At 61.9% G+C, this 25,111-nt stretch carries 19 protein-coding genes; 8 read left to right on the top strand and 11 right to left on the bottom strand.

Features of this window, described 5'->3' with window-relative positions:
• Positions 1–16: 16 nt before the first annotated feature.
• From JTY93_RS18490 to JTY93_RS18475, 4 genes are all read right to left on the bottom strand, one after another.
• A complete protein-coding gene (locus JTY93_RS18490) occupies positions 17–1,684 on the bottom strand; it encodes a bifunctional protein-serine/threonine kinase/phosphatase (protein ID WP_205518895.1) in 1,668 nt (555 codons plus the stop codon).
• Positions 1,684–2,895 carry a nitrate/nitrite transporter gene (locus tag JTY93_RS18485; RefSeq protein WP_032863378.1) on the bottom strand — a complete coding sequence of 404 codons (1,212 nt, stop codon included), beginning with the start codon at positions 2,893–2,895 and terminating at the stop codon, positions 1,684–1,686. Before JTY93_RS18485 ends, JTY93_RS18490 begins: the two co-directional genes overlap by 1 nt.
• A 458-nt stretch (positions 2,896–3,353) precedes the next feature.
• A complete protein-coding gene (locus tag JTY93_RS18480) occupies positions 3,354–3,929 on the bottom strand; it encodes an ANTAR domain-containing response regulator (protein ID WP_029298254.1) in 576 nt (191 codons plus the stop codon).
• Positions 3,930–3,942: 13 nt separating this feature from the next.
• Positions 3,943–5,169, bottom strand: coding sequence for a CmpA/NrtA family ABC transporter substrate-binding protein (locus JTY93_RS18475; RefSeq protein ID WP_205476775.1), 1,227 nt, complete (start codon positions 5,167–5,169; stop codon positions 3,943–3,945).
• A 245-nt stretch (positions 5,170–5,414) separates the two neighbouring features.
• Between JTY93_RS18475 and JTY93_RS18470 the strand changes: the two genes are divergently transcribed.
• The 4 genes from JTY93_RS18470 (at position 5,415) to JTY93_RS18455 (ending at position 8,438) form a co-directional block, all read left to right on the top strand.
• Positions 5,415–6,284, top strand: coding sequence for a secretin N-terminal domain-containing protein (locus tag JTY93_RS18470; protein ID WP_240357228.1), 870 nt, complete (start codon positions 5,415–5,417; stop codon positions 6,282–6,284).
• Between the two features lie 193 nt (positions 6,285–6,477).
• The gene (locus JTY93_RS18465; RefSeq protein WP_240344299.1) at positions 6,478–6,861 is read left to right on the top strand and encodes a winged helix-turn-helix domain-containing protein; all 384 of its coding nucleotides are present in this window, start codon (positions 6,478–6,480) and stop codon (positions 6,859–6,861) included.
• Positions 6,858–7,322 carry a transglycosylase SLT domain-containing protein gene (locus JTY93_RS18460; protein ID WP_205476777.1) on the top strand — a complete coding sequence of 155 codons (465 nt, stop codon included), beginning with the start codon at positions 6,858–6,860 and terminating at the stop codon, positions 7,320–7,322. Before JTY93_RS18465 ends, JTY93_RS18460 begins: the two co-directional genes overlap by 4 nt.
• A gap of 90 nt (positions 7,323–7,412) precedes the next feature.
• The gene (locus JTY93_RS18455) at positions 7,413–8,438 is read left to right on the top strand and encodes a quinone-dependent dihydroorotate dehydrogenase (protein ID WP_159908473.1); all 1,026 of its coding nucleotides are present in this window, start codon (positions 7,413–7,415) and stop codon (positions 8,436–8,438) included.
• 128 nt (positions 8,439–8,566) lie between these two features.
• Here the strand turns inward: JTY93_RS18455 and rmf are convergent, their stop codons facing one another.
• On the bottom strand, positions 8,567–8,782 hold the full coding sequence (gene rmf / locus JTY93_RS18450; protein WP_002553055.1) for a BatR family protein: 216 nt from the start codon (positions 8,780–8,782) through the stop codon (positions 8,567–8,569).
• 534 nt (positions 8,783–9,316) lie between these two features.
• Between rmf and rlmKL the strand changes: the two genes are divergently transcribed.
• Both rlmKL and JTY93_RS18440 read left to right on the top strand, forming a co-directional pair.
• A complete protein-coding gene (gene rlmKL, locus JTY93_RS18445) occupies positions 9,317–11,587 on the top strand; it encodes a bifunctional 23S rRNA (guanine(2069)-N(7))-methyltransferase RlmK/23S rRNA (guanine(2445)-N(2))-methyltransferase RlmL (RefSeq protein WP_205476778.1) in 2,271 nt (756 codons plus the stop codon).
• A 135-nt stretch (positions 11,588–11,722) separates the two neighbouring features.
• Positions 11,723–14,122 carry a sensor domain-containing diguanylate cyclase gene (locus JTY93_RS18440; protein WP_205476779.1) on the top strand — a complete coding sequence of 800 codons (2,400 nt, stop codon included), beginning with the start codon at positions 11,723–11,725 and terminating at the stop codon, positions 14,120–14,122.
• A 183-nt stretch (positions 14,123–14,305) separates the two neighbouring features.
• On the opposite strand, the gene dacB is transcribed toward JTY93_RS18440, so the two are convergent.
• Positions 14,306–15,766, bottom strand: coding sequence for a D-alanyl-D-alanine carboxypeptidase/D-alanyl-D-alanine endopeptidase (gene dacB, locus JTY93_RS18435; protein ID WP_205476780.1), 1,461 nt, complete (start codon positions 15,764–15,766; stop codon positions 14,306–14,308).
• A 237-nt stretch (positions 15,767–16,003) separates the two neighbouring features.
• Between dacB and JTY93_RS18430 the strand changes: the two genes are divergently transcribed.
• A complete protein-coding gene (locus JTY93_RS18430; protein WP_003219101.1) occupies positions 16,004–16,348 on the top strand; it encodes a YggL family protein in 345 nt (114 codons plus the stop codon).
• Between the two features lie 51 nt (positions 16,349–16,399).
• On the opposite strand, the gene JTY93_RS18425 is transcribed toward JTY93_RS18430, so the two are convergent.
• Positions 16,400–17,590: a benzoate/H(+) symporter BenE family transporter gene (locus JTY93_RS18425; protein ID WP_205476781.1), complete on the bottom strand. Its 1,191-nt coding sequence runs from the start codon at positions 17,588–17,590 to the stop codon at positions 16,400–16,402.
• Between the two features lie 354 nt (positions 17,591–17,944).
• Between JTY93_RS18425 and JTY93_RS18420 the strand changes: the two genes are divergently transcribed.
• Positions 17,945–18,709, top strand: coding sequence for a GntR family transcriptional regulator (locus JTY93_RS18420; RefSeq protein WP_029298219.1), 765 nt, complete (start codon positions 17,945–17,947; stop codon positions 18,707–18,709).
• A gap of 105 nt (positions 18,710–18,814) precedes the next feature.
• Here the strand turns inward: JTY93_RS18420 and guaD are convergent, their stop codons facing one another.
• The 4 genes from guaD to xdhA form a co-directional block, all read right to left on the bottom strand.
• Positions 18,815–20,119 carry a guanine deaminase gene (gene guaD, locus JTY93_RS18415; protein WP_205476782.1) on the bottom strand — a complete coding sequence of 435 codons (1,305 nt, stop codon included), beginning with the start codon at positions 20,117–20,119 and terminating at the stop codon, positions 18,815–18,817.
• Between the two features lie 7 nt (positions 20,120–20,126).
• Positions 20,127–20,969, bottom strand: a complete 843-nt coding sequence (gene xdhC / locus JTY93_RS18410; protein WP_205476783.1) for a xanthine dehydrogenase accessory protein XdhC — start codon at positions 20,967–20,969, stop codon at positions 20,127–20,129.
• 110 nt (positions 20,970–21,079) lie between these two features.
• The gene (gene xdhB, locus JTY93_RS18405; protein ID WP_205476784.1) at positions 21,080–23,479 is read right to left on the bottom strand and encodes a xanthine dehydrogenase molybdopterin binding subunit; all 2,400 of its coding nucleotides are present in this window, start codon (positions 23,477–23,479) and stop codon (positions 21,080–21,082) included.
• Complete coding sequence (gene xdhA / locus JTY93_RS18400; protein ID WP_205476785.1) at positions 23,472–24,920, bottom strand: xanthine dehydrogenase small subunit; 1,449 nt, start codon at positions 24,918–24,920, stop codon at positions 23,472–23,474. The genes xdhB and xdhA overlap by 8 nt, the downstream gene beginning before the upstream one ends.
• Positions 24,921–25,111: the final 191 nt, after the last annotated feature.

Below are 25,111 nucleotides of genomic sequence, written 5' to 3'. Positions count from 1 at the left end.
CTGGCGCGCCTGCCTCCTACAGAGATAACAGATACAGCAACAGCAGATTGAGCAGCAGCGACACCAGCGCCAGGGTTTGCCAGACCTTGAGAGGCTCGCGCTCCAGCAGCGGCCGAGGGCGCAGGCTCAGCTCGCGGCGGTCGGCCTGTTCCAGTACCAGCAGCCATTCCTCGGCGGTTTCGTAGCGTTGATCTGGTTGTGCCGCCACCGCGCTTTCCAGGCTTTGCTGCAACCAGTCGGGCAGATCCGGTCGATAGCGGCTGGCGCTGACCGGCGTGTTGAAGCGGGGGCGCTGGAAAGCTTCGATTTCACCGTAGGGATAGTGCCCGGTCAGCAGGTAATACAGGCTCACGCCGACGCTGTACAAATCCTGCCGAGGGGTCGGACGTTCACCACTGAAGGCTTCAGGCGCGATAAAGCTGGGGGTGCCCGGCAGCAGGTGAGCGCGGTCTTCGGACAACCCCGGGCAATAGGCCAGGCCAAAATCCAGCACCCGCAATTCGCCGTCATCCCCCAGCAGCAGGTTTTCCGGCTTGATGTCGCGGTGCAGGATCTGCCGGCGATGCAACATGCCCACCGCGCGCAGCAAGCGCTCGGCGATGGATTGCCATTGTGCCAGTGGCAGTGGGCCGTGCCGCTGGAACAGTTCGGCCAGGGTCTGCCCGCTGTATTCACGCATCACGTAGTACAAATGCTGACGCTCGCCGGCCGGATGGACTTCAGGAAATGCCCTTCCGGCCACTCGGCGCAGAAACCACTCCTCTGAGAGCAGGGCTTGGGCGGCGTCGTGGTCATCGTCGCGTCCAGGGGCCAGGGTGTTCAGCAGCCAGGGTTGTTGCTGCTTATCGCGCACCCGGTACAGCAACGATTGGCGACTGTGCGCCAGCACGCTCTCCACCTGCCAGCCTTCAAAGCATTGCCCGGCCTTCAACGGCGGCGGCAATGGCCACTGCTGCAACTGCACCAGTGCATCGCCCAGGGTGGCGGCGCCGAGTTGGTCGATGCGCACCAGCAGGGCGCTGGCATTGTCCTGGCTGCCCGCCAGGTGTGCGGCGTTGACCAGCGTATTTACAGCCAGGTCCAGGTCGGCCTGTTCGCGCAGGATCGCACGGATGCTGTGGTCGGCCAGGGTCGACCACACACCATCGCTGAGCAGTAGGAAACATTCGCCCAGGCGCAGTTCACCGTCGAGAAAATCCACCACCAGATGCTGATCCAGGCCCAGGGCGCGCTTGAGCACATGCTGCATGCCCGGTTGCTCCCAGACATGTTCTTGACTGATGCGCTGCAACTCGCCGTCGAACCAGCGATACACCCGGCAGTCGCCGACATGGGCCAGGGTAAAGCGCTGGCCACGAAACACCAGGGCGCTGAGGGTGGTCAACAGCGGCTGGCCGCCACCATTGGCCTGCAGCCAGCGATTTTGCGCGAGCAACAGCCGGTCCAGGGCCTGGGCCACGCCCCAGGTTTGCGGCGTGGCGTAGTAGTCCAGGGCCAGGGCCTGCAAGGTCGAACGCGCGGCCAGGCCGCCATCGGCGCACTGGCTGACGCCGTCGGCGATAGCACACAGGTAGCCTTTGCTGGCGGCCAGTTCCGGGGCCGGGGTAACCAGGCGCAAGGCGTCCTGGTTTTCCTCCCGTGGCCCGATGGCGCTGGCCTGGGCAACACTCAGTTGCAGGCTCATCAGACCCGCGCTGCGGTGACGGCAGCCGAACCCCAGGTGGTCCTCCAGCGCCGTTTTACGCCATACAGGCCGAACCACGCCAGCACACCCAGGCTGGCGAACAGCCACAGGGCCAACTGATAGCTGCCGGTGCTTTGCTTGATCGCCCCCATGCCTGCTGCCAGGGCGAAGCCGCCGATACCGCCGGCCATGCCGATCAACCCGGTCATCACGCCGATCTCCCGGCGAAAGCGCTGGGGCACCAGCTGGAAGACCGCACCGTTACCGGCACCCAAGCCCAGCATGGTGCAGACGAACAGGGCCAGTGCGGCGTAGGAACTGGGCAGGTTGAAGCCCACTGCGGCGATGCACACGGCTGCCACGCCGTACATGCCCAACAGGGTGCGGATCCCGCCGAAACGGTCAGCCAGGGCGCCGCCCAGAGGCCGCATCAGGCTGCCGCCGAACACGCAGGCGGCGGTGTAGTAGCCAGCGGTGACCGGGCTCAAGCCATATTGGTCGTTGAAGTAGCCGGGCAGGGCGCTGGCCAGGCCGATAAAGCCACCGAAGGTCACGCTGTAGAAGAACATGAACCACCAACTGTCGCGATCGCCCAGGGCTTTGAAATAGTCGGCCATGGATTTGGCTTTGGGCCGTTCGGGGGCGTTGCGCGCCAGCCAGGCAAAGACGATCAGGGTCAGGATCAACGGGATCAGGGCAAAGCCGAACACATTGCTCCAGCCAAATGCGGCGGCGATCAACGGTGCCAGCAGCGCAGCAAACACGGTGCCGGAGTTGCCGGCTCCGGCGATGCCCATGGCCTTGCCCTGGTGTTCGGCGGGGTACCACTGGGACGCCAGCGGCAGGGCAACAGCAAAGGACGCCCCGGCCATACCGAGGAAAAGCCCCAGCAGCAGCGCCTGTTCATAACTGTGGATCCCCAGTTTCCAGGCGAAGAACAGCGCCACAATCACGATCACCTGACCAATCAGCCCGGCGGTCTTGGGCGACAATTTGTCCGCCAACATGCCCATCAAAAAGCGCAGGATCGCCCCCGCCAGGATCGGCGTGGCGACCATCAGCCCGCGTTGCTGGGTGGTCAGTTGCAGGTCGGCAGCGATTTGCACCGCCAGCGGGCCCAATAGGTACCAGACCATGAAACTCAGGTCGAAATACAGGAACGCGGCAAACAAGGTCGGGGTGTGCCCGGATTTCCAGAAGCTTGATTTCATCACGCACCTCAGATTGGGGATCTTGTAGAAGGCCTGGTGATGGAACGACCCGCGAAGGCCGCCCCACCAAAACGAAAAAACGCCGCCACCGGGTTTGCCTGGGCAAACCGGATGTGCGACGTCTTTGTCGTGGAGGGGCAACCGCCGTTGGCTACCTGTGGTCTTTACATAGCAAGTCTTGCGCCAACCGTGACACCGCCATCGCGGCGTCGGTCTCTACGCAATTTTGCCGCAGCGCATAAAACCAGGCAGAGAGGGCTGTTGTGGCGAGCGGGCTTGCCCGCGCTGGGCTGCGAAGCAGCCCCGGTAAGCCGAATGCGGTGTACCAGGTAAACCGTAGCGGCTGGTTTTGGGGCTGCTTCGCAGCCCAGCGCGGGGCAAGCCCGCTCGCCACAGGGGGGGCGTCAGTGTCTGAAAGGTGTGTCGATACCGATGGCGGTTTTGTCGGTGCCGCTATCTCAGCCCAACAACTCACTCATGGCAATAATCTGCTCCGCCACCTGGATCAGCTTTTGCTGGCGGCTCATGGCCTGGCGGCGCATCAGGGTGTAGGCCTGTTCCTCGTTGCAGTCCTTCATTTTCATCAGCAAGCCTTTGGCTAGCTCGATGCGCTTGCGTTCCGCCAACTGCTGGTCGCGGGCTATGAGTTGCGCGCGCAAGGCCTGGTCGCTCTCGAAGCGCGCCATGGCGACATCGAGAATCGGTTGCAGGCGCTGGGCCTGGATGCCTTCGACGATATAGGCACTGACCCCGGACTTGATTGCCTGGCGCATCACGCCGGGGTCATGTTCGTCGGTGAACATCACGATGGGCCGCGGCTGGTCGCGGCTGACCAGCACCACCTGCTCCATCACATCGCGGCCGGGTGATTCGGTATCGATCAGAATCACATCCGGGCGCACCGTTTCGACGCGTGCCGGCAGGTCGATGGTCAGGCCAGACTCATCGATCACTTCAAAACCGGCCTCGGTCAGGGCGCTCTTGAGGCGCCCGACTTTGCGCGGGGTGTCATTGATCAGCAGGATTCGCAACATGGGTGGCCTCCCGTCAGCGCAAGGCGTGGCGGACGACATCGTCGGCCATGGCATGCAGGCGGAAACTGCGGGCATAACCGGCCGGGTCGGAGCCGTCCCAAACCTTGCCGTCGATCAATTGGCTGCTGCGCATTTCTTCGTTCGTGGTTGCCACGCCCACTGCGCTTGCGGCTTGGCGATACAGATCCAGTTGCTGCACCTGACGGGCAACGGCGTGGTAGTCGGGGTCTTCACGCAGCAGGCCCCAGCGGCGGAATTGGGTCATGAACCACATGCCATCGGACAGGTACGGCAGGTTGACCTCGCCATCGCCATGAAAGCGCAGCGCGTGTACGTCTTGCCAGTGGTTACCCAGGCCGTCGTCATAGATGCCCAGCAGCCGTGGCTCGATGCACTCGAGCGGGGCGTCCAGGTAATCCCTGGCGCTGAGCAGTTGTGCGGTGGAGCGACGGTTTTCGAGGCTGCTGTCGATAAAACGGCTGGCTTCCAGAACCGCCATCACCAGCACGCGTGCGGTGTTGGGGTATTGCTCGACAAACGCCTGGGTGCAGCCCAGGACCTTTTCCGGGTGGTCCGGCCAGATCGCCTGGCTGGTGGCAAGGGTGAAGCCCTGGTTCTGTTGCACCGCGCTGGCGCACCAGGGTTCGCCGACGCACAGACCGTCGATTCGTCCGGCTTGTAGATGCGCGACCATTTGCGGCGGCGGGACCACCACACTCTCGACATCCCGCAGCGGGTGAATGCCCTGGCTGGCGAGCCAGTAATACAACCACATGGCATGGGTGCCGGTAGGAAACGTCTGGGCGAAGGTGAGTTTTGTCCGGCTTTGGTGCACCTTGCGCTCCAGTGCCTCAGGACTGGTCACGCCCTGTTGTCGCAGGCCCTGGGACAGGTTGATGCCTTGGCCGTTCTGGTTCAGGCCCATCAGTACCGCCATGTCGGTCGGCGCGACGCCGCCGATGCCCAGGTGTACCGCATAGATCAGGCCGTACAGGCTGTGGGCGGCGTCCAGTTCGCCACTGACCAGCTTGTCCCGCAGCCCGGCCCACGACGATTGGCGCTTGAGGTTCAAGGTCAGGCCATAGGGTTGGGCAAACCCCTGGGTCGCCGCGACCACCAGCGAGGCGCAATCGCTCAAGGCCATGAAGCCCAGGTCGAGGCTGCTCTTTTCCGGGGCATCGCTGCCGTTGACCCAGGCCAAGGGATTGGTTGCCTGGCTGTAGCCGACCTGATCACTCATCAACACCTACCTTCTGTGTGAAAAAAGGCGTCGTTCCGTAGGGTGCCTTGCAAGCCACCTGCGGGTAACGACGCCTTTGTCCTTGAGCCCGTTCCGTCATTGGCGCGGGCTGCCCTAGGCAAGGTAAAGCAAGGCACATGCCACGACGTGCGGCATGGGGTAGGCCGTCAGGCTTTCATCAAGATTGCGCCGTGGGGGCCTTTCACTATGGCGCTCCTTCATGCACATCACCCAGGAAACCCAGCGTGTTCCTTGCTCGATTTATCCCTGCGACCGTCCATGGCCTTTTGCAGCGCTGGCTGCTGGGCGCTCTGCTGATGCTCAATGCGTTGCCTGCGATGGGCGAGTCCTATCTGGCGTGGGACGAAAGCCTGCAAGGCTTCTTCAACCGCCTGGCGGTGCCCCTCGGCCAGCCCATCGTGGTCAGCAAGCTGGCGGCGGGCAAACGTATCAGCGGGCAGTTTGATTTTGCCAATGCGCAAGCCGTCCTGGAGGCAGTGGCGTTGCAGCAGGAATTGATCTGGTACAGCGACGGCCAGGTGCTGCATCTCTACGATGCCGGCGAGGCCAAGAGTTCCGGGGTGACCTTGCGACACATGACCGTCGACCGGCTGCGCGACGTCATGGGGCGCACGGGGCTCGACGAGGCGCGCTACCCCCTTCGCAAGGCCGGCCCCCGTTTGTTTTATGTGTCGGGGCCCGCCAATTATGTCGATCACGTCATGCGCCTGGCGCAGTTGATGGACCGCCCGCGCCCGGTGCGCCGTGAGGACGTGCAAAGAGTCGGGGTCATCCAGGTGCTCAACGCCGACGTCGCAGACCGCCAGTACGACAGGGGCTCGCAGACAATCACCGTGCCGGGTATCGCCACGCTTATCGAGAAACAGCTCGCCGAACTAGATGGCAAGGCACGCACCGGCATCACCGTGATTGCGTATCCGCAGATCAACAGCCTGTTGATCAGGGGCAGTGAGCAGCAATTAAGGCTGATCAGGGTGCGGGTGGCGCAGTTGGATGTGCCCCAGTTTTCCCAGGGGCAGGGCGCTTCGACACCTCTGAGCGCCGATCAGTACGAACGTGTACGGCGCGCGTTTGCCCGGGTAGACGAGCAGTAGTGCCAGGTTTCGAAAGTTCCTACGCAAAACTCCCGCAAAACTTCGACGCAGTGGGCTTTTTCCTAACGTGAAATTGATGATGGGTTTCTATAGTCGCGCTATCTCCCAGACGGTGCGCGACGCAATACCCAGGCGCCGTGAATACCCGCAGACAGGTACAGAGGTTTGAATGGTTGTTGCAGTTGAGGGCTTGATGACGGCGTCCCTCGTCTTTGGGCGTTGGACGTTGCAGGAGGATGGGCGGCTGACCACCGAAGGTCGCGACATTCAGTTGCCGCCCAAGGAGAGTCACGTGTTGCGCCTGTTGCTGGCCACGCCTGGCGTGCTGGTCACCAAAGATTGCCTGCTGGAGCAAGTCTGGCCGGATATCGACGTTGCCGAAGAATCCCTGACCCGCTGCATCTACTCGTTGCGCAAACAACTGGAGGGCGACCGTGCGCTGATTACGACGGTGTATGGTCGCGGCTATCGCTTCAGTGGCCGGGCGCGGGTGGTCGCGCGCCCTGGCCTGGCGCAGGCGGTGGGAGCGCAACTGGGTGCGTGCCCGGCCTGTGGATGGTGTGGTGAGCGGGTATGAAGCGCGCCTGCCGGCTGGGACTGTTGTTGTTGAGCCTGGGTGGGGCAGGCAAGGCCCAGGCGTACTGCTGGGCCGAGGCCGCCCGCCAGTACGATATCGAGCCAGAACTGTTGCAGGCAATTGCCGCAGTAGAGTCCGGCTACCGCGCCGAAGCCATGAGCCACAGCAACAACAATGGCACTCGCGATATTGGCCTGATGCAAATCAACAGCATTCATCTGCCGCGCCTGCTTAAACAGGGGATCACCGAGCAGCGGTTGTTGGATGAGCCTTGCCTGTCGGTGGAGGTGGGGGCATCGATCCTCGCCGCCTTTATCAAGCAGTTTGGCTACAACTGGACCGCCGTGGGCGCCTATAACGCCGGGCCTGGGGCCGGGCCCGAGCGTGATGAGTTACGCTTGCGCTATGCGCGCAAGATCTGGGCGCGCTATGAAGAGTTGATGGCCGCTGGCAAGGGATGATCGATCGGCGGTGTGCCATGCCTCGCGCGCATCCGCCACCCCGGCTATAATCGCCGCCACCTTTCGCCGCCATCCGAGTCAAGCCCGCCCATGTATACCCTGGCCCGCCAGCTGTTGTTCAAACTTTCCCCGGAAACTTCCCACGATCTGTCCCTGGACCTGATCGGCGCGGGCGGCCGCCTGGGGCTCAATGGCCTGGTGTGCAAGGCGCCGGCGAAAATGCCGGTCTCGGTGATGGGGCTCGACTTCCCCAACCCGGTCGGCCTGGCCGCTGGCCTGGACAAGAACGGCGCGGCCATCGACGGCTTTGCGCAACTGGGGTTCGGTTTTGTCGAGATCGGAACGGTCACACCGCGCCCACAGCCGGGTAATCCCAAGCCGCGCATTTTCCGCCTGCCGGAAGCCGAGGCGATCATCAATCGCATGGGCTTCAACAACCTGGGCGTTGACCATCTGCTGTCGCGGGTGCAGGCCGCCAAGTACAAGGGCATCCTCGGGATCAATATCGGCAAGAACTTCGATACCCCGGTGGAACGTGCGGTGGATGACTACCTGACCTGCCTGGACAAGGTTTACGCCCATGCCAGCTATGTGACCGTCAACGTCAGCTCGCCCAATACCCCGGGCCTGCGCAGCCTGCAGTTTGGCGACTCCCTCAAGCAGCTGCTCGAGGCCCTGCGCCAGCGCCAGGAAGACCTGGCGGTACGCCATGGCAAGCGTGTGCCGTTGGCGATCAAGATCGCGCCGGACATGAGCGACGAAGAAACCGTGCTGGTGGCGCAGGCCCTGGTGGATTCGGGGATGGACGCGGTGATTGCCACCAACACCACCCTCAGCCGTGCTGGCGTTGAAGGCCTGGCCTACGGTGACGAGGCCGGCGGGCTTTCCGGTGCACCGGTGCGTGACCAGAGCACCCACATCGTCAAGGTGCTGGCGGCCGAGTTGGCCGGGCGTTTGCCGATCATCGCCGTGGGCGGGATCACCGAGGGCAAGCACGCCGCCGAGAAAATCGCCGCGGGCGCCAGCCTGGTGCAGTTGTATTCCGGGTTTATCTACAAGGGGCCGGCGTTGATTCGCCAGTCGGTGGACGCCATCGCGGCTTTGCCAAAACCCTGATGCGAACGTCCGGCCATTAAAAAGGGCTCCTCGAAGGAGCCCCTGGGCCGAAGCCCGCCGCCCGGATGGGGCGTGCGTGGTTAAGTTGTTGCATTCTTCAAGGTGGTTGTCGGAGTTAAGTGCCCTGATTAGCCGACGGCGTGAAGTTCGTTGAGTCTGTGGATCCCCGCAGTGCCGGTCATACCGTCCCAATTGTCGCCGCGTCCTTCGCGCCACCCGTTAATCCAGGCCTGGCGTACCGACGGTAGAGTAAATGGGCAAAGCTCACGGGATTTGCCATGAACGCCATACTGATATCCGCGTAAAAATGCTCTTTCCAACGGATCACGCTTAAGTCTTCTCATAGGGTGTTTCCCTCACTTGTTGACTGTCTTGATATCCTTCAGCCTCGTCCGAGGCCGGGCAGAGTTTTTCTGCCGTTGGTGTGGCTCGCTGCCGGCGTGGCGAGCCAATGTGTCAGCGTCGTTGTGGCGCTAACCTGTGTTGAGTTCTAACCAATAGGTCACATGGATTCAATGATCGTTTTGTCATAAGCACGTAACGATAACGATGCTATAGCCATAAGCTGGGATGGCTTTTCGCCCCTTTTTTTGGGCAAAGCCAGCTATGATGTGCCCTGTATAGAGGATGGGTTTAATCCTTTAGTGAGAATACCCGCCGTCTGTAGTCGGTTATTATTCGACGAAGGGTCGGAATATTTCCTTTTGTTGCAAAAATTATCTATCTGCCCCGGCAATCAAGGTCCATAAAGCCTGGACGCCGGGGTGGAACGGCACACATTCGTGCCACGCGAGCGCTCTTCAAGAAAAGCGCTTGATTGAAAACCGAACGTGCGATGCGTCGCCCGTTCACTTATTGCTGAAAAGCCTGGAATGCCCATGTCGGACCGTTACGAACTCTTCCTCACTTGCCCCAAGGGCCTCGAAGGCCTGCTGATCGAGGAAGCCGTCGGGCTTGGCCTTGAAGATGCCCGCGAGCACACCTCGGCCGTGCGCGGCATGGCCGACATGGAAACCGCCTACCGCCTGTGCCTCTGGTCGCGCCTGGCCAACCGTGTGTTGCTGGTGCTCAAGCGCTTCCCGATGAAGGATGCCGAAGACCTGTACCACGGCGTACTGGATATCGAATGGCAAGACCATATGGTCCCTGATGGCACCCTCGCGGTGGAATTCAGCGGCCATGGCTCGGGCATCGACAACACCCACTTTGGTGCGCTGAAGGTCAAGGATGCGATTGTCGACAAGCTGCGCAGCCCGACCGGCGAACGCCCGTCCATCGACAAGATCAACCCAGACCTGCGCATTCACCTGCGCCTGGACCGTGGCGAAGCGATCCTTTCCCTCGACCTGTCCGGCCATAGCCTGCACCAGCGCGGCTACCGCCTGCAGCAGGGCGCGGCACCGTTGAAGGAAAACCTCGCGGCGGCGATTCTGATTCGTGCCGGCTGGCCGCGTATTGCCGCCGAAAACGGCGCCTTGACTGACCCGATGTGCGGCGTCGGCACCTTCCTGGTGGAAGGCGCGATGATCGCGGCCGACATGGCCCCCAACCTCAATCGCGAGCAGTGGGGTTTCACCGCCTGGCTCGGTCACGTGCCGGCGCTGTGGAAAAAACTCCACACCGAAGCCAGCGAGCGTGCGGCCATCGGCATGAACAAACCGCCACTGTGGATCCGTGGTTACGAAGCAGACCCACGCTTGATCCAGCCCGCACGCAACAACATCGAGCGCGCTGGCCTGAGCCACTGGATCAAGATCTACCAGGGCGAAGTCGGCACCTTCGAGCCGCGCCCGGACCAGAACCAGAAAGGCCTGGTCATCTGCAACCCGCCGTACGGCGAGCGCCTGGGTGATGAAGCCAGTCTGTTGTATCTCTACCAGAACCTCGGTGAGCGTCTGCGCCAGGCGTGCATGGGCTGGGAGGCGGCGGTATTCACTGGCGCTCCGGACCTGGGCAAGCGCATGGGGATCCGCAGCCACAAGCAGTATTCGTTCTGGAACGGCGCGTTGCCGTGCAAGCTGCTGCTGATCAAGGTCAACCCGGACCAGTTCGTGACCGGCGAGCGCCGCACCCCGGAACAGCGCCAGGCCGAACGTGAGCAAGCCGCTTACGACCAGGCCCCGACCGAGCCGCAAGAGCGTCAGTACAACAAGAACGGTAACCCGATCAAACCCGCGCCGGCACCGGCTCCGGTGGTCGAGCAGGCGCGCTTGAGCGAAGGCGGGCAGATGTTTGCCAACCGCCTGCAAAAGAACCTCAAGTTGCTGGGCAAGTGGGCCAAGCGCGAGGGTGTCGATTGCTACCGTGTGTACGACGCCGATATGCCGGAGTACTCCATGGCCATCGACCTGTACCACGACTGGGTGCACGTTCAGGAATACGTGGCGCCCAAGTCCATCGACCCGGAAAAGGCCTCGGCACGCATGTTCGATGCCCTGGCCGCGATTCCCCAGGCGCTGAACATCGACAAGAGCCGCGTGGTGGTCAAGCGCCGCGAGCGCCAGAGCGGTACCAAGCAGTACGAGCGTCAGAGCGCCCAGGGCAAGTTCACTGAAGTCAGCGAAGGCGGGGTGAAGCTGCTGGTCAACCTGACCGACTACCTGGACACCGGGCTGTTCCTCGACCACCGCCCGATGCGTATGCGCATCCAGAAAGAAGCTGCCGGCAAGCGCTTCCTCAACCTGTATTGCTACACCGCCACTGCCAGTGTGCATGCGGCCAAGGGCGGTGCGCGCAGCACCACCAGCGTCGACTTGTCGAAAACCTACCTGGACTGGGCGCGCCGCAACCTATCCCTCAATGGCTTCTCCGACAAGAACCGCCTGGAGCAGGGTGATGTGATGGCCTGGCTGGAAGCCAGCCGTGATGAGTTCGACCTGATCTTCATCGACCCGCCGACCTTCTCCAACTCCAAGCGTATGGAGGGCGTGTTCGACGTCCAGCGTGACCATGTGCAGTTGCTCGACTTGGCCATGGCCCGTCTGGCGCCGGGCGGGGTGCTGTATTTCTCCAACAACTTCCGCAAGTTCCAGTTGGAAGACAACCTGGGCGAGCGCTATGCCGTCGAGGAAATCAGCGATAAAACCATCGATCCGGATTTTGCCCGTAACCCGAAAATCCACCGGGCCTGGAAAATCACCGCACGCTGATCGACCTTGACGCCGCGGGCCTGGATTTTTCCGGTCTCGCGGCTTTTTTGCGCTGGTCAAAAGTGGGCTCGATGGCTATAACTAAGCTCTTAGCCAAAGTAGCGCCCCTGCACGCTGGTGTTTCGAGTTTTGCCTATGCCGTTGCAAGCCGTCCGCCCGAAAATACTGGGTTTTATCAGCGAACAGGCCTCGGCTTGGCTGGTGGCATCGGTGGTCTTGCTGGTGGGCGTGGTGCTCACCGCCGTGCTGGCGTTGGCCACGGCCGATCTGAATCAGCAGGAGGTCCGCCAGCGTTTTCAGTTGTTGGTCAACGAACGCTTTAGCCGTCTGGAAGAGCGTTTTGAAGACCAGGAACAGCGTCTTGGCAGCCTGCGGCGTTTTTTCGTCAATTCCCATACTGTTTCCCGCGAAGAGTTCGATGGGTTCGCCCAGCCGCTGCTTTTGCGCGCGCGCGCCTATGCCTGGGCGCCACGGATATTTCGCGATCAGCGCCAGGCGTTCGAACAACAAGTGTCACTCCAGCGTGGCGCGCCTTTCTCCATTCGCGAGCTGAACGACAACGGGGCGCTCTTGCCGGCGGGCGAGCGCGACGAATATGTGCCGGTGTTGTATAGCCAGACCCAAAGCCTGATCGGCTCGCCCCTGGGGTTTGACTTGCTGGCCCAGCCACTGCGCCGCTCAACCGTTGAGCGGGCGTACCGTTCCGGGAGCATCGCCGTGTCCCAACCCATGTCGCTGGTGGGGGTGGAGCCGGCGTATACCATGGGGGTGTTGCTGGTAGCACCTGTCAGCCGACCGGGCACCGCGCAAATGTCCTACAACGAACCCTATGGTTTCGTCATGGCGGTGATCAGCATGCGCCAATTGGTGGCCGACGGCTTGCCCAAGCCTGCGCGGGACAATCTGGTGATGCAGATTGTCGATACCTCCGATGATCAGCAGCGAGTGTTGTATGAGTCGGGTAACGCCGTGGGCGATAGCAGCCTGGAGGCGATTCGCCGGCTGACTCTGGGTGATCATGTCTACGCCCTGAGCCTGCGCCCCAGCCAGGTATTTACCCAGGCCAATCACTCCGCAGTCACCAGTATCCTGACCATGGGCTGCTTGCTCAGCCTGTTGCTCAGTGCCTTGCTCTATGTACTGGTCAGCCAGCGTCAGCGGGCGGTGAGGCTGGTACAACAGCGCACCGCGCAATTGCACCAGCGCGAATATGAGCTGCGCGGCGCCCACGGCCAGTTGCGCAGTGTGCTCAACGCCGCGACTCAGGTGGCAATCATTGCCACGGATCTGCGGGGGGTGATCAACACCTTCAATGCCGGTGCCGAGCAGATGCTGGGTTATCCGGCGGAGCAGGTGCTCGGTCACATGACCCTCGAAAGCCTGCACCTGGCGCCGGAGCTGGAAAGCCGTGCCGTGCAGTTGAGCCTCGCGCTGGGCAAACGGATCATGCCGGGCCAGGCGATGCTGGTGGAGGGTGCTGACAGCCTGCATGAGGCCCGGGAGTGGACGCTGGTACGCCAGGACGGCAGCCAGTTGACCGTGAACATGCTGGCGACGGCATTGCTTGACGATCATGGCTTATGGATCGGACACCTGGCGATCTGCCTGGATATCACCGAGCAGAAACGCGCCTATGAGGCCCTGGCGGCACGGGATCGCTTGCTGAAAAAACTCAGTGCCCATGTGCCGGGCGGGATTTTCCAGTTCACCCTGGAGCCCAACGAAAACTGGCGGTTTATCTACGCCAGTGACGGTATGCGCGATATCTATGAAATCGATCCGGGGCTGTTGCAACAGGATGCCAAACAAGTCTTCGAGCGTATTCATCCCCTCGATGCTGAACGCATCCGCGCCTCCATCCGCCTGTCAGCGCTGCAATTGAGCCATTGGCGCGAAGAGTATCGCGTGCAACTGCCAGGCCGCGGCTTGCGTTGGATCCGTGGCGAGGCGACGCCGGAAGAGTTACCCGGCGGCGGTACGCTATGGCATGGCTATGTGTCGGATATCTCCGATCTAAAGCGGGTGGAGGAGGAGCTGCGGGCGCTGTCGATCACCGACTCATTGACGAGTATCCATAATCGCCGCTACTTCCAGGACCGGCTGAAGTCCGAGATGAGCCGGGTGCGGCGCACATCGGGTGCACTGGCCGTGATCATGCTGGACATCGATCACTTCAAGCGCATCAATGACCAGCACGGGCACGCCGCCGGGGATGGGGTGTTGCAGGAGCTGTGTCGGCGGATCAGCCAGCGTTTACGCCGCAGCGATGTGTTCTGTCGCCTGGGTGGCGAGGAGTTCATGGTGCTGTGTCCGAACACCGATGGCGTTCAGGCCTACAGCCTGGCGGTTGAATTGTGGGAAGTGCTGCGCAGTACGCCGATGGAGGGCGTAGGCACAGTGACGGCCAGTTTTGGCGTGGCCAGTTGGCGGGTCGATGACGGTGTGGATGGCTTGTTGTTGCGCGCCGATTCGGCGGTGTATGCGGCCAAGCAAGCGGGCCGGGATCGGGTTGAGGCGCAGCCGCTACCCGCCTGATGGGCTGGTTGTGGCGGGCGGGCTTGTTGTGGCGAGCGGGCTTGCCCCGCGCTGGGCTGCGAAGCAGCCCCACTCGCCTCACTGAGATCCGTCAGATAGACCGCGAAGGCAGGTTTTGGGGCTGCTTCGCAGCCCAGCGCGGGGCAAGCCCGCTCGCCACAACAAAGCTTGCTGGCAAGCTGTTTATAGGCCCGGTGCAGCCGCCGCCAGCTTCGGCTGGCGATACAGGTCCAGCAACACCTGGTCCAGCACCGACGATGCTCCCCACGGCTTCGGATCGTTGAGGATCGCCACCACGGCCCAGGTATTGCCATTGTTGTCACGGCTGAAGCCGGCAATGGCGCGCACGGTGTTCAGGGTGCCGGTCTTGACGTGCGCTTCGCCGCGCAGGGCCGTGGTTTTCAGGCGCTTGCGCATGGTGCCGTCACTGCCGGCAATCGGCATCGAGCTGATGAACTCTGCCGCATACGGGCTTCTCCAGGCGGCTTGCAGCATGGTCGCCATTTCCCGGGCGCTCACGCGTTCGGCACGGGACAGGCCGGAGCCGTTCTCCATCACCAGATGTGGTGCCGTTATGCCTTTTTTCGCCAGCCATTGGCGGACCACGCGCTGCGCGGCCTTGGCGTCGTCGCCGTCGGCATCGGTGCGGTATTGCGCGCCGAGGCTGAGGAACAGTTGCTGGGCCATGGTGTTGTTACTGTATTTATTGATGTCGCGAATGATCTCCGCCAGATCCGGGGAGAACGTCCGGGCCAGGACCTTGGCGGTTTTCGGCACCGGGGCCAGTACGTCGCGGCCCTGGATAGTACCGCCCAACTCTTTCCAGATCGCCCGCACGGCGCCGGCGGTGTAGGTGGCATGGTCGAGCAGCGACAGATAAGTCTGCGAGCTGCAGCCATCGCCCAACTGGCCGCTGACCGTCACGGTGACGCTGCCGTCGGCGGCGGTGACCGGGTTGTAGCGCACGTCACCGGTGCACTGCTTGGCGTTGGTGGCCTTGACCTGATTGTCGATCTGGATGCTGGCAATCGGCGGCTCGACCGAAACCAGCACCCGGCCCGAATCATTGCGGGTCACGAAACGCAGGGCCTTGAGGTTGACCAGCAGGGCGTCCGGCTTGACCAGGAACGGTTTGTTGGCATCGTTGCCGTCGTCGTTGAATTCCGGCAATTGCGGTTGGATAAAGAAGCCGCGATCCAGTACCAGGTCGCCGGTGACTTGCTGAACGCCATTGGCGCGCAGGTCGCGCATCAGCAGCCAGAGTTTCTCCATGTTCAACTTGGGGTCGCCACCGCCCTTGAGGTACAGGTTGCCCCGCAGGACGCCGCCACTGAGGGTGCCGTCGGTGTAGAACTCGGTTTTCCACTGATGGTTGGGGCCGAGCATTTCCAGGGCGGCGTAGGTGGTGACCAGCTTCATGGTCGATGCCGGGTTGACCGAGACGTCCGCATTGAACACCGTGGCGGTGCCGGGGCCATTGAGCGGAATCATCACCAGGGACAGTGCATTGTTCTGCAGCTTGGCTTTCTGCAGGGCTTCCTGAACTTTAGGTGGCAAGGTGGTATTGATCGGGGCGGCGGTGACAGAGAGGGCCATGGGCAAAAGGAAACTGGCGAGTAACAATGGGCGCAATGATTTGATCATAAGAAGTAAGACCCTACTGCATAGGAGGGTGAATATAGCGGGGGCTATGTAAGAAAATCCCCCAGTGGTCATGAAAGTGTCGGCATTATGCCCCAAGGTGGGGCTACTTGTGCCTCAACGATAGCTGCAAATGACGGTTTTTTTTAGCCCTGACGTGCCACCCGTCTTGGATTGCCGGGCAATTCGCGCCTTAAACTGGTAGAGTGCCGGCCGTTAATACTTAAGAGGATTGTTCCAATGGCGACTAACCGTTCCCGGCGTCTGCGCAAAAAACTGTGCGTTGATGAATTTCAAGAGCTGGGTTTCGAACTGAACCTGGACTTCAAAGAAGGTTTGGACGATGAGGCGGTTGACGCTTTCCTCGAAGCATTCCTGACTGAAGCGATGGACGGCAATGGCCTGGACTACGTTGGCGGTGATGACTTCGGTCTGGTCTGCAAAGCCACCCGTGGATCGGTCAACGAAGAACAGCGTGCCGCTGTTGAAGCGTGGCTCAAGGCTCGCCCAGAGCTGACCCGCGTTGAAGTCAGTGCACTGCTGGACGCCTGGCACCCAGAAAAGCCGATCAATCCGGCTGTCTGATGTCATGAAAAAGCGACCCGCCCGGGTCGCTTTTTCGTTTCAGGGTAATAATCAGGCCTTGCGCCAGTTCAGTATCATCAGCGTCAACACCCCCGCGACAATCCCCCAGAATGCCGAACCGATGGAGAACAGCGTCAACCCCGACGCCGTGACCATAAAGGTGATCAGCGCTGCTTCCCGTTCCTTGGGCTCATTCATGGCAATGCTCAGGCCATTGATGATCGAGCCAAACAACGCCAATGCCGCGATCGACAGCACCAGCTCCTTTGGCAATGCGGCGAACAACGCCGCCAGCGTGGCCCCAAATACCCCGGCGACCCCGTAGAAAATCCCGCACCACACGGCGGCGGTGTAGCGCTTGTTGCGATCCTCATGGGCGTGGGGCCCGGTACAGATGGCCGCGCTGATGGCCGCCAAGTTGATACCGTGGGAGCCGAATGGCGCCAGCACCAGCGAGGCCAGGCCGGTGGCGGTGATCAGCGGCGAGGCTGGCACGTTGTAGCCATCGGCGCGCAGTACCGCGACGCCGGGCATGTTCTGCGAGGTCATCGCCACCACGAATAGCGGAATACCAATGCTGATGGTCGCCGCCAGGGAGAAGTGCGGTGTGGTCCACACCGGCGTCGCCACTTCCAGGCTGAACCCGCTGAAGTCCAGTAGCCCCATCAATCCGGACAAGGCAGTGCCGATCAGCAGCGCGGCCAGCACCGCATAGCGGGGCGACAGGCGCTTGATGATCAGATAGGTAAAGAACATGCCCAGCACCAGGGCGGTGCGGTGCTGCGCGGCGACGAAAATCTCGCTGCCGATCTTGAACAGGATCCCGGCCAGCAGTGCGGCGGCCAGCGAGGCGGGAATCTTCTTGACCAGTTTTTCAAAGCTGCCAGTAAGGCCGCAGATCGTGACCAACACCGCGCAGGTAATGTAGGCACCGATGGCCTCGCCGTAGCTGACCCCGCCCAGGCTGGTAATCAACAGCGCTGCGCCTGGGGTCGACCAGGCGATGGTGATGGGGGTGCGGTAGCGCAGGGACAAGCCGATGCTGCACACCGCCATACCGATGGAGATCGCCCAGATCCACGAGGATATCTGTGCAGTGGTCAGGCCAGCAGCCTGGCCGGCCTGGAACATCAGCACCAGCGAGCTGGTGTAGCCGGTCATCATGGCGATAAAGCCGGCGACGATAGCCGAAGGCGAAGTGTCGGCCAGTGGGCGTAAGGGCGCCTGGGTCGCGTCGGTCATGGAAAAGTCTTCCTTGTACCCGGCAACTTGTAGGCGCCGGCTTGCGGGCGAAGATCTTCAACGATGGCGCGGGCATTCTGGTGGAAGGCGGCGCTCTCAGGTTCTTCGCGAGCAAGCTCGCTCCTACAGGGGCATCGGGGCAGCATTGATGGGTGGGGAAATCGTGGAATCAAGCCTAAACTCAAACGTAACTGACTGTTGCAATACAGCCGGCCGCGCAAACAGCCGTACAGTGTGTTGGCGCAACGGGTTGTGTACAATGTGCGCTGTTTTTACGCGATACTTGCCAGCGACCCGCTATACCCTTATTACAGTCAACGTCAATTCGCCGCCGTTCTCCCGACCCGAGTGCCCATGAACGAACAGTTGCAGCCCCTCAAGAAACAGCCGCGAGCCGGTAAGGCCGGTCGCAGTGGAACCCAGGACGATATCGTCTACGCGCATATCTTCGAGGCCATCCTCGAACAACGCCTCGCGCCCGGTACCAAATTGAGTGAAGAAGCACTGGGCGAGATCTTTGGCGTCAGCCGCACCATCATCCGCCGCGCCTTGTCGCGTCTGGCCCATGAAGGCGTGGTGTTGTTGCGCCCCAATCGTGGTGCGGTCGTGGCAAGCCCGAGTGTCGAGGAAGCCCGCCAGGTGTTCCTGGCCCGGCGCCTGGTGGAGCGGGCGATCACCGAGCTGGCGGTACAACATGCATCCACCGAAGAGTTGGCTGAGTTGCGCCAGATGGTCAACGACGAGCGCGACAGCTTCTCCCGCGGGGACCGCGGCGCGGGTATCCGGTTGTCTGGCGAGTTCCACCTGAAACTGGCCGAGGCTGCGAAGAATGCCCCGCTGATCAGCTTCCAGCGCAGCCTGGTGTCCCAGACCTCGCTGATCATCGCCCAGTATGAAAGCGGCAACCGCTCACACTGCTCCTACGACGAACACACCCAGTTGATCGACGCGATCGAGGCCCGGGACTCGGCGTTGGCGGTGAACCTGATGATGCATCACATGGATCACATCGACAGCAAGCTCAACCTCGATGAGGAAAGCGCGTCGGATGATTTGCATGCGGTGTTCTCGCATCTGCTGCAAACCAAGAAGCCGGGCCGCTCCTCGATCAAGCTCTAAACCCGATCAAACTGTGTAGGCGCTGGCTTGCCAGCGATGCAGGCACCGCGGTGTATCTGTTCACCGCGGTGATGCTATCGCTGGCAAGCCAGCTCCTACAGGGGTTTAGCGTTGGTGTACCAGATTGCCCGCTGCATACGTCTGCATCACTGCCCGATCATCCCCCAGCGTCATCAGTACAAACAGCGTCTCGGCAATGTTATTGGCCTGCTTCAAGCGATAGCTGAGCAGTGGCGTGGCGTTGTAGTCCAGGACCAGAAAGTCTGCATCGGTGCCCGGCTGCAGGGTGCCGATCTTGTCTTCCAGGCGCAGCGCTTTTGCACCTCCCAGGGTCGCCAGGTACAGCGATTTGAACGGGCTCAGTCGTGCGCCCTGCAATTGCATGACCTTGTAGGCCTCGTTCAGCGTCTGCAGCAGCGAGAAGCTGGTGCCGCCACCCACATCTGTGCCCAGGCCTACATTAAGCTGGTGCTTCTCGGCCATCGGCAGATTGAACAAGCCACTGCCCAGGAAGAAGTTCGACGTCGGGCAGAACGCCACGGCCGAACCGGCTTCGGCCAGCCGCGCGCACTCGTCGTCGCACAGGTGCACGCCATGGGCGAATACCGAACGTTCCCCCAGCAGCTTGTAGTGGTCGTACACATCCAGGTAGCCACTGCGCTCCGGGAACAGCTCCTTGACCCATTGCACTTCCTGCAGGTTTTCACTGATGTGAGTCTGCATGTACAGGTCCGGGTATTCCCCCAGCAACTGGCCGGCGAGGGTCAGTTGTTCGGGTGTGCTGGTGGGGGCGAAGCGTGGGGTCACGGCGTAGTGCAAGCGGCCCTTGCCGTGCCAGCGCTCGATCAGCGCCTTGCTTTCCTGGTAGCCGGACTCGGCGGTATCGGTCAGGTAGTCCGGGGCATTGCGGTCCATCATCACCTTGCCGGCGATCATGCGCAGGTCCAGCTTCTGGGCGGCCTCAAAGAATGAGTTCACCGATTGCGGGTGCACGCTGCCGAACACCAGGGCAGTGGTGGTGCCGTTGCGCAGCAGTTCCTTGATAAAGATATCCGCGACTTCTTCGGCGTGGGCCTTGTCGGCGAACTGGCTTTCGCAAGGGAAGGTGTAGGTGTTCAGCCAATCCAGCAGTTGTTCGCCGTAGGCACCGACCATGCCGGTTTGCGGCAGGTGGATGTGGGTGTCGATCAGGCCGGGAGTGATCAGAGCATCCTGGTAATGGGTGATTTCGATGTCGGCGGCCAGCGTCGGCAGCAGGTCGCTGGCATGCCCGAGGGCGCTGATCTGACCGTTGTCGATCACCAGCAGGCCGTCTTCGAAATACTCATAGGAGGCTTCGATCCCGACGATGGCGGGGTCGGCGAGGCTGTGCAGGATGGCGGCACGGTAGGCTTTGCGAGTCAAAGGCATGGTCGTCTCAATTGATAGCTTGGCTGCGGCGCGAAACCGGCAGCAGTTTGGCAATGGGTTCGGCACTCGCGGTGTGCTGGCCGAAGTTGGCGTTATAGGTGGCGATGATCTCGCCGGCGATGGAGATGGCGATTTCCACCGGCAGTTTGCCCTTCACCTCGGTGAGGCCCATGGGGCAGCGCATGCGTTGCAACTGTGTGGCCTCGAAGCCGCGCTCACGCAGGCGGTGTTCGAACTTGACGCGCTTGGTCTGCGAGCCGATCAGGCCAAAGTAGGCAAAATCATTGCGCTTGAGCAGGGCGGCGGTCAGTTCCAGGTCGAGCTGGTGATTGTGGGTCATGACGATGCAGTAACTGCCCACCGGCAGGTCGGCAATTTCGTCCACTGGCTCTTCGCTGACGATTTTACGCACGCCTTGGGGGATATGCTCCGGGAATTCCTGTTCCCGCGAGTCGATCCAGCGCACCCGGCACGGCAGGCTGGCCAGCAGCGGCACCAGCGCGCGGCCGACATGGCCGGCGCCGAATACGGCAATCTGCGCCTGCACCTGGCCCATGGGTTCGAACAGCAGCACGGTCACGCCGCCACAGCACTGGCCGAGGCTGGCGCCCAGGCTGAAGCGCTCCAGGTGGGTGTTGTGCTGGCCACGCACGAGCATGTCGCGGGCGATCTGCATGGCCTTGTATTCCAGGTGGCCGCCGCCGATGGTGTCGAAGGTGTGTGCGGCGCTGACGACCATCTTGGAGCCTGAGTTGCGCGGCGTGGAGCCCAGCTCTTCGATGATGGTCACCAGCACGCAGGGCTCGCCCTGGGTTTGCAGGTTGGCGAGGGCACTGATCCAGTTGTTCATAGTCACCTCTTGTGGTGTCTGTCAGGCCGCCTTCGCGGGCAAGCCCGCTCCCACAGGGAAATGCATTCCAAATGTGGGAGCGGGCTTGCTCGCGAATGCAGCGCCTCGGTCTAGAGCGAAGCCAACTCGGTTTCGGTTTCAAGAGCCTTCGCAGCAGTCAACTGCCGCATCTGCTCACAGCCCCACAACACCCGCTCCGGCGTGGCCGGCGCGTCGATCTTCGGCTGATGGCGATAGTCACCCAGGCTCGCCACCGCATCCTTGATCGCGCACCACGAGGCAATCCCGAGCATGAACGGCGGTTCACCCACGGCCTTGGAGTGGAACACCGTGTCTTCCGGGTTCTTGCGGTTTTCCACCAACTTCACCCGCAAATCCAGGGGCATGTCCGCCACTGCCGGGATCTTGTAGCTGGCCGGGCCATTGGTCATCAGTTTGCCTTTGTTGTTCCACACCAGCTCTTCCATGGTCAGCCAACCCATGCCCTGGATAAAGCCGCCTTCGACCTGGCCAATGTCGATGGCCGGGTTCAGCGAGGCGCCCACGTCGTGGAGGATGTCGGTGCGCAGCATCTTGTATTCGCCGGTCAGGGTATCGACGATCACTTCGCAGCAAGCCGCGCCGAAGGCGAAGTAGTAGAACGGTCGGCCCCGTGCCTGGCTGCGGTCGTAGAAGATTTTCGGGGTCTTGTAGAACCCGGTACTCGACAGCGAGACCTGGGCGAAATACGCCTGCTGGATCAGCTCCTCAAAGGTCAGGATCTGCTCGCGCACCCGCACATGGCCGTTGTGGAACTCAACGTCGGCTTCGCTGACGTCGTATTTGCGCGCGGCAAATTCCACCAGGCGTTGCTTGATGGTCTCGGCGGCATTCTGCGCGGCCTTGCCGTTAAGGTCGGCACCGCTGGAAGCAGCGGTCGGCGAGGTGTTGGGCACCTTGTCGGTGTTGGTCGCGGTAATCTGCACCCGGTCGATTTCCACCTGGAAAATCTCGGCCACCACCTGCGCGACCTTGATGTTCAAGCCCTGGCCCATTTCGGTGCCGCCGTGGTTCAGGTGGATGCTGCCGTCGGTGTAGATATGGATCAACGCGCCGGCCTGGTTGAGGAAGCTGGCGGTGAACGAAATGCCGAACTTGACCGGTGTCAGCGCCAGGCCTTTTTTCAGGATCGGGCTGTTGGCGTTATAGCGGCGAATGGCTTCGCGGCGCTCGGCGTATTGGCTGCTGGCTTCCAGTTCGGCAGTCATCTCTTCGAGCATGTTGTGCTCGACGGTCTGGTAGTAATGGGTGACGTTGCGCTCGGTCTTGCCATAGTAGTTGGCCTTGCGCACGGCCAGCGGGTCCAGCGCCAGATGGCGGGCGATGGCGTCCATCACTTCCTCGATCGCCACCATGCCTTGCGGGCCACCGAAGCCGCGATACGCGGTGTTGGACGCGGTGTTGGTCTTGCAGCGATGGCCGTTGACCGTGGCGTCGCCCAAGTAATACGAGTTGTCGGAGTGGAACATCGCACGGTCGACAATCGAGTTGGACAGGTCCGGTGAGCAACCACAGTTACCGGCCAGGTCCAGGTTGATCCCGTGCAGGCGCCCGGTGTCGTCGAAGCCCACGTCGTATTCGATATAGAAGGGGTGGCGCTTGCCGGTCATCAGCATGTCTTCGACCCGCGGCAGGCGCATCTTGGTCGGCTGGCCGGTCAGGCGCGCGACCACCGCACACAGGCAAGCCGGGCTGGCGGCCTGGGTTTCCTTGCCGCCGAAACCACCGCCCATGCGGCGCATATCGACGACGATCTTGTTCATCGATACGTCCAGTACCTCGGCCACCAGCTTCTGCACTTCAGTGGGGTTCTGGGTGGAGCAGTAGACGATCATGCCGCCGTCTTCGGTGGGCATCACCGAGGAGATCTGGGTTTCCAGGTAGAAGTGTTCCTGGCCGCCGATATGCAGGGTGCCCTGGATACGGTTTTTCGCGCTCGCCAGGGCGCCTGCCGAATCACCGCGCTGGTGGGTGTGGCTGTCCAGCACGAAATGTTTTTTGCGAAAGGCCTCGACCACATCCAGCACCGGTTCCAGGTCTTCGTATTCGATCACCGCCGCCATCGCGGCCTTGCGCGCGGTCTCCAGGTCGCGGGCGGCGACGGCCAGCACCACCTGGCCGACGAACTGCACGGTATCGATGGCCAGCAATGGGTCGCCGGGCATCAGTGGACCGATGTCTTTCAGGCCCGGCACGTCTTCGTGGGTGATGACGATCCGCACACCCTCGAAGGCGTAGCAGGGCGCGGTGTCGATACTCAGGATGCGGGCGTGGGCGCGGTCGGACATGCGCGCATACAGGTGCAACTGGTTGGGGAATTCCAGGCGGTCATCGATGTACTGCGCTTCGCCCGACACATGCTTGGCGGCGCTGTCATGCTTGACGCTGCGCCCGACCCCGGACGTCAGGTCCTGGGCAAACAGCTCGGCCATTTCGGCTTGGGTTTTTACCACGGCGTGATGATTAGACATAAGCGGTCACCCGAGTCTCGATGTGCGGTGTTTGCAGCTCGATGAAGTATTTACGCAGCAGGTTCTGGGCGCTGAGCAGGCGGTATTCCTTGCTCGCACGGAAGTCCGACAGCGGGGTGAAGTCCTCGGCCAGGGCCGCGCAGGCCTTCTCCACGGTGGCGCTGTTCCAGGTGGCGCCGATCAGCACCGCTTCGCAGTGTTGCGCGCGTTTGGGCGTGGCGGCCATACCGCCGAAGGCCACGCGGGCATCGCTGATCACGCCGTTGTCGAGCTTCAGGTTGAAGGCCGCACACACCGCAGAAATATCATCGTCCAGGCGCTTGGAAACCTTGTAGGCTCGGAACAACGCGTGGCCCTTGGGCACGATGATTTTCTCGATGAACTCGCTGTCCTGGCGGGCGGTGACGCGGTAGTCGATAAAGTAGTCTTCCAGGGCCAGGGTGCGCCGCACGTTGCCCTTGCACAGCACGATCTGCGCGCCAAGGGCGATCAGCAGCGGCGGCGAATCACCGATGGGCGAGGCGTTGCCAATATTGCCACCGAGGGTGCCCTGGTTGCGGATTTGCAGAGACGCGAAGCGGTGCAGCAGGTCGCCGAAGTCGGGGTATTCGTGGTGCAACGCGCTGTAGCAGTCGGAGAGGGCGGTGGCGGCGCCGATTTCCAGGCGGTCGTCAAAGGTCTCGATGCGTTTCATGGCTTCGATGTTGCCGACATAAATCATCACCGGCAGCGTGCGGTGGAACTGGGTGACTTCCAGCGCTAGGTCGGTGCCGCCGGCCAGCAGCCGGGCTTGGGGATAGGCGTCGTAGAGGTCGGCCAGGTCGGCGACGGTCAAGGGCACCAGGCAGCGCTTGTCGCCGCTGTTCAGCTCGCCGGTTTGCGTCGGTGCGATGGACTTGAGGCGGGCAATGGTCTGCGCCTCGCGGCTGTCGAACTGGTCCTGGGGTTTGTTGCAACAGGCTTGTTCGGCGGCGGCCAGGATCGGACGGTAGCCGGTGCAGCGACACAGGTTGCCGGCCAGGGCTTCGTGGGCCTTGGCGCTGTCCGGAGCGTCGCTGTTTTTTTGCAGGGCAAACAGCGACATCACAAAACCCGGGGTGCAAAAGCCGCATTGCGAGCCATGGCAATCGACCATGGCCTGTTGCACGCTGTGCAGTTGGCCCTGGTGCTTGAGGTCTTCGACAGTCACCAGTTGCTTGCCGTGCAGGGACGAGACAAAGGTCAGGCACGAATTGAGGCTGCGATAGCGAATCTGCTCGGCGCCTTGCTCGTCGGTCTGCAACTCGCCCACCACCACGGTACAGGCGCCGCAGTCGCCGCTGGCGCAGCCTTCCTTGGTTCCGGATTTGCCCAGATGCTCACGCAGATAGTTGAGCACAGTCAGGTTTGGGTCCAGGGCATGCTCGCTACGGAGCTCCTGGTTTAGTAAAAACTGGATCACGGAAGGCCTCGCAGACTCATTATTGTTGTTAACCGCTTTGCGCCGAATCTAGTCATGTCTGACTTTTCGGTCAACGATTTTCTGACCGAAAGGTCAAGAAAGTGCGATTGCAACACCTTTGATTATGGTTCAGATCCTTGTAACCGCCGTTTTAAGCGGTGCCTGGGCTTTATCGTGTGCTTATTTCATGC

The organism is Pseudomonas hygromyciniae (genome assembly GCF_016925675.1).
Classification (GTDB): Bacteria; Pseudomonadota; Gammaproteobacteria; order Pseudomonadales; family Pseudomonadaceae; genus Aquipseudomonas; species Aquipseudomonas hygromyciniae.
The sequence above is the reverse complement of the archived record's forward strand: the minus strand, read 5'-3'. Positions and strand labels throughout refer to the sequence as shown.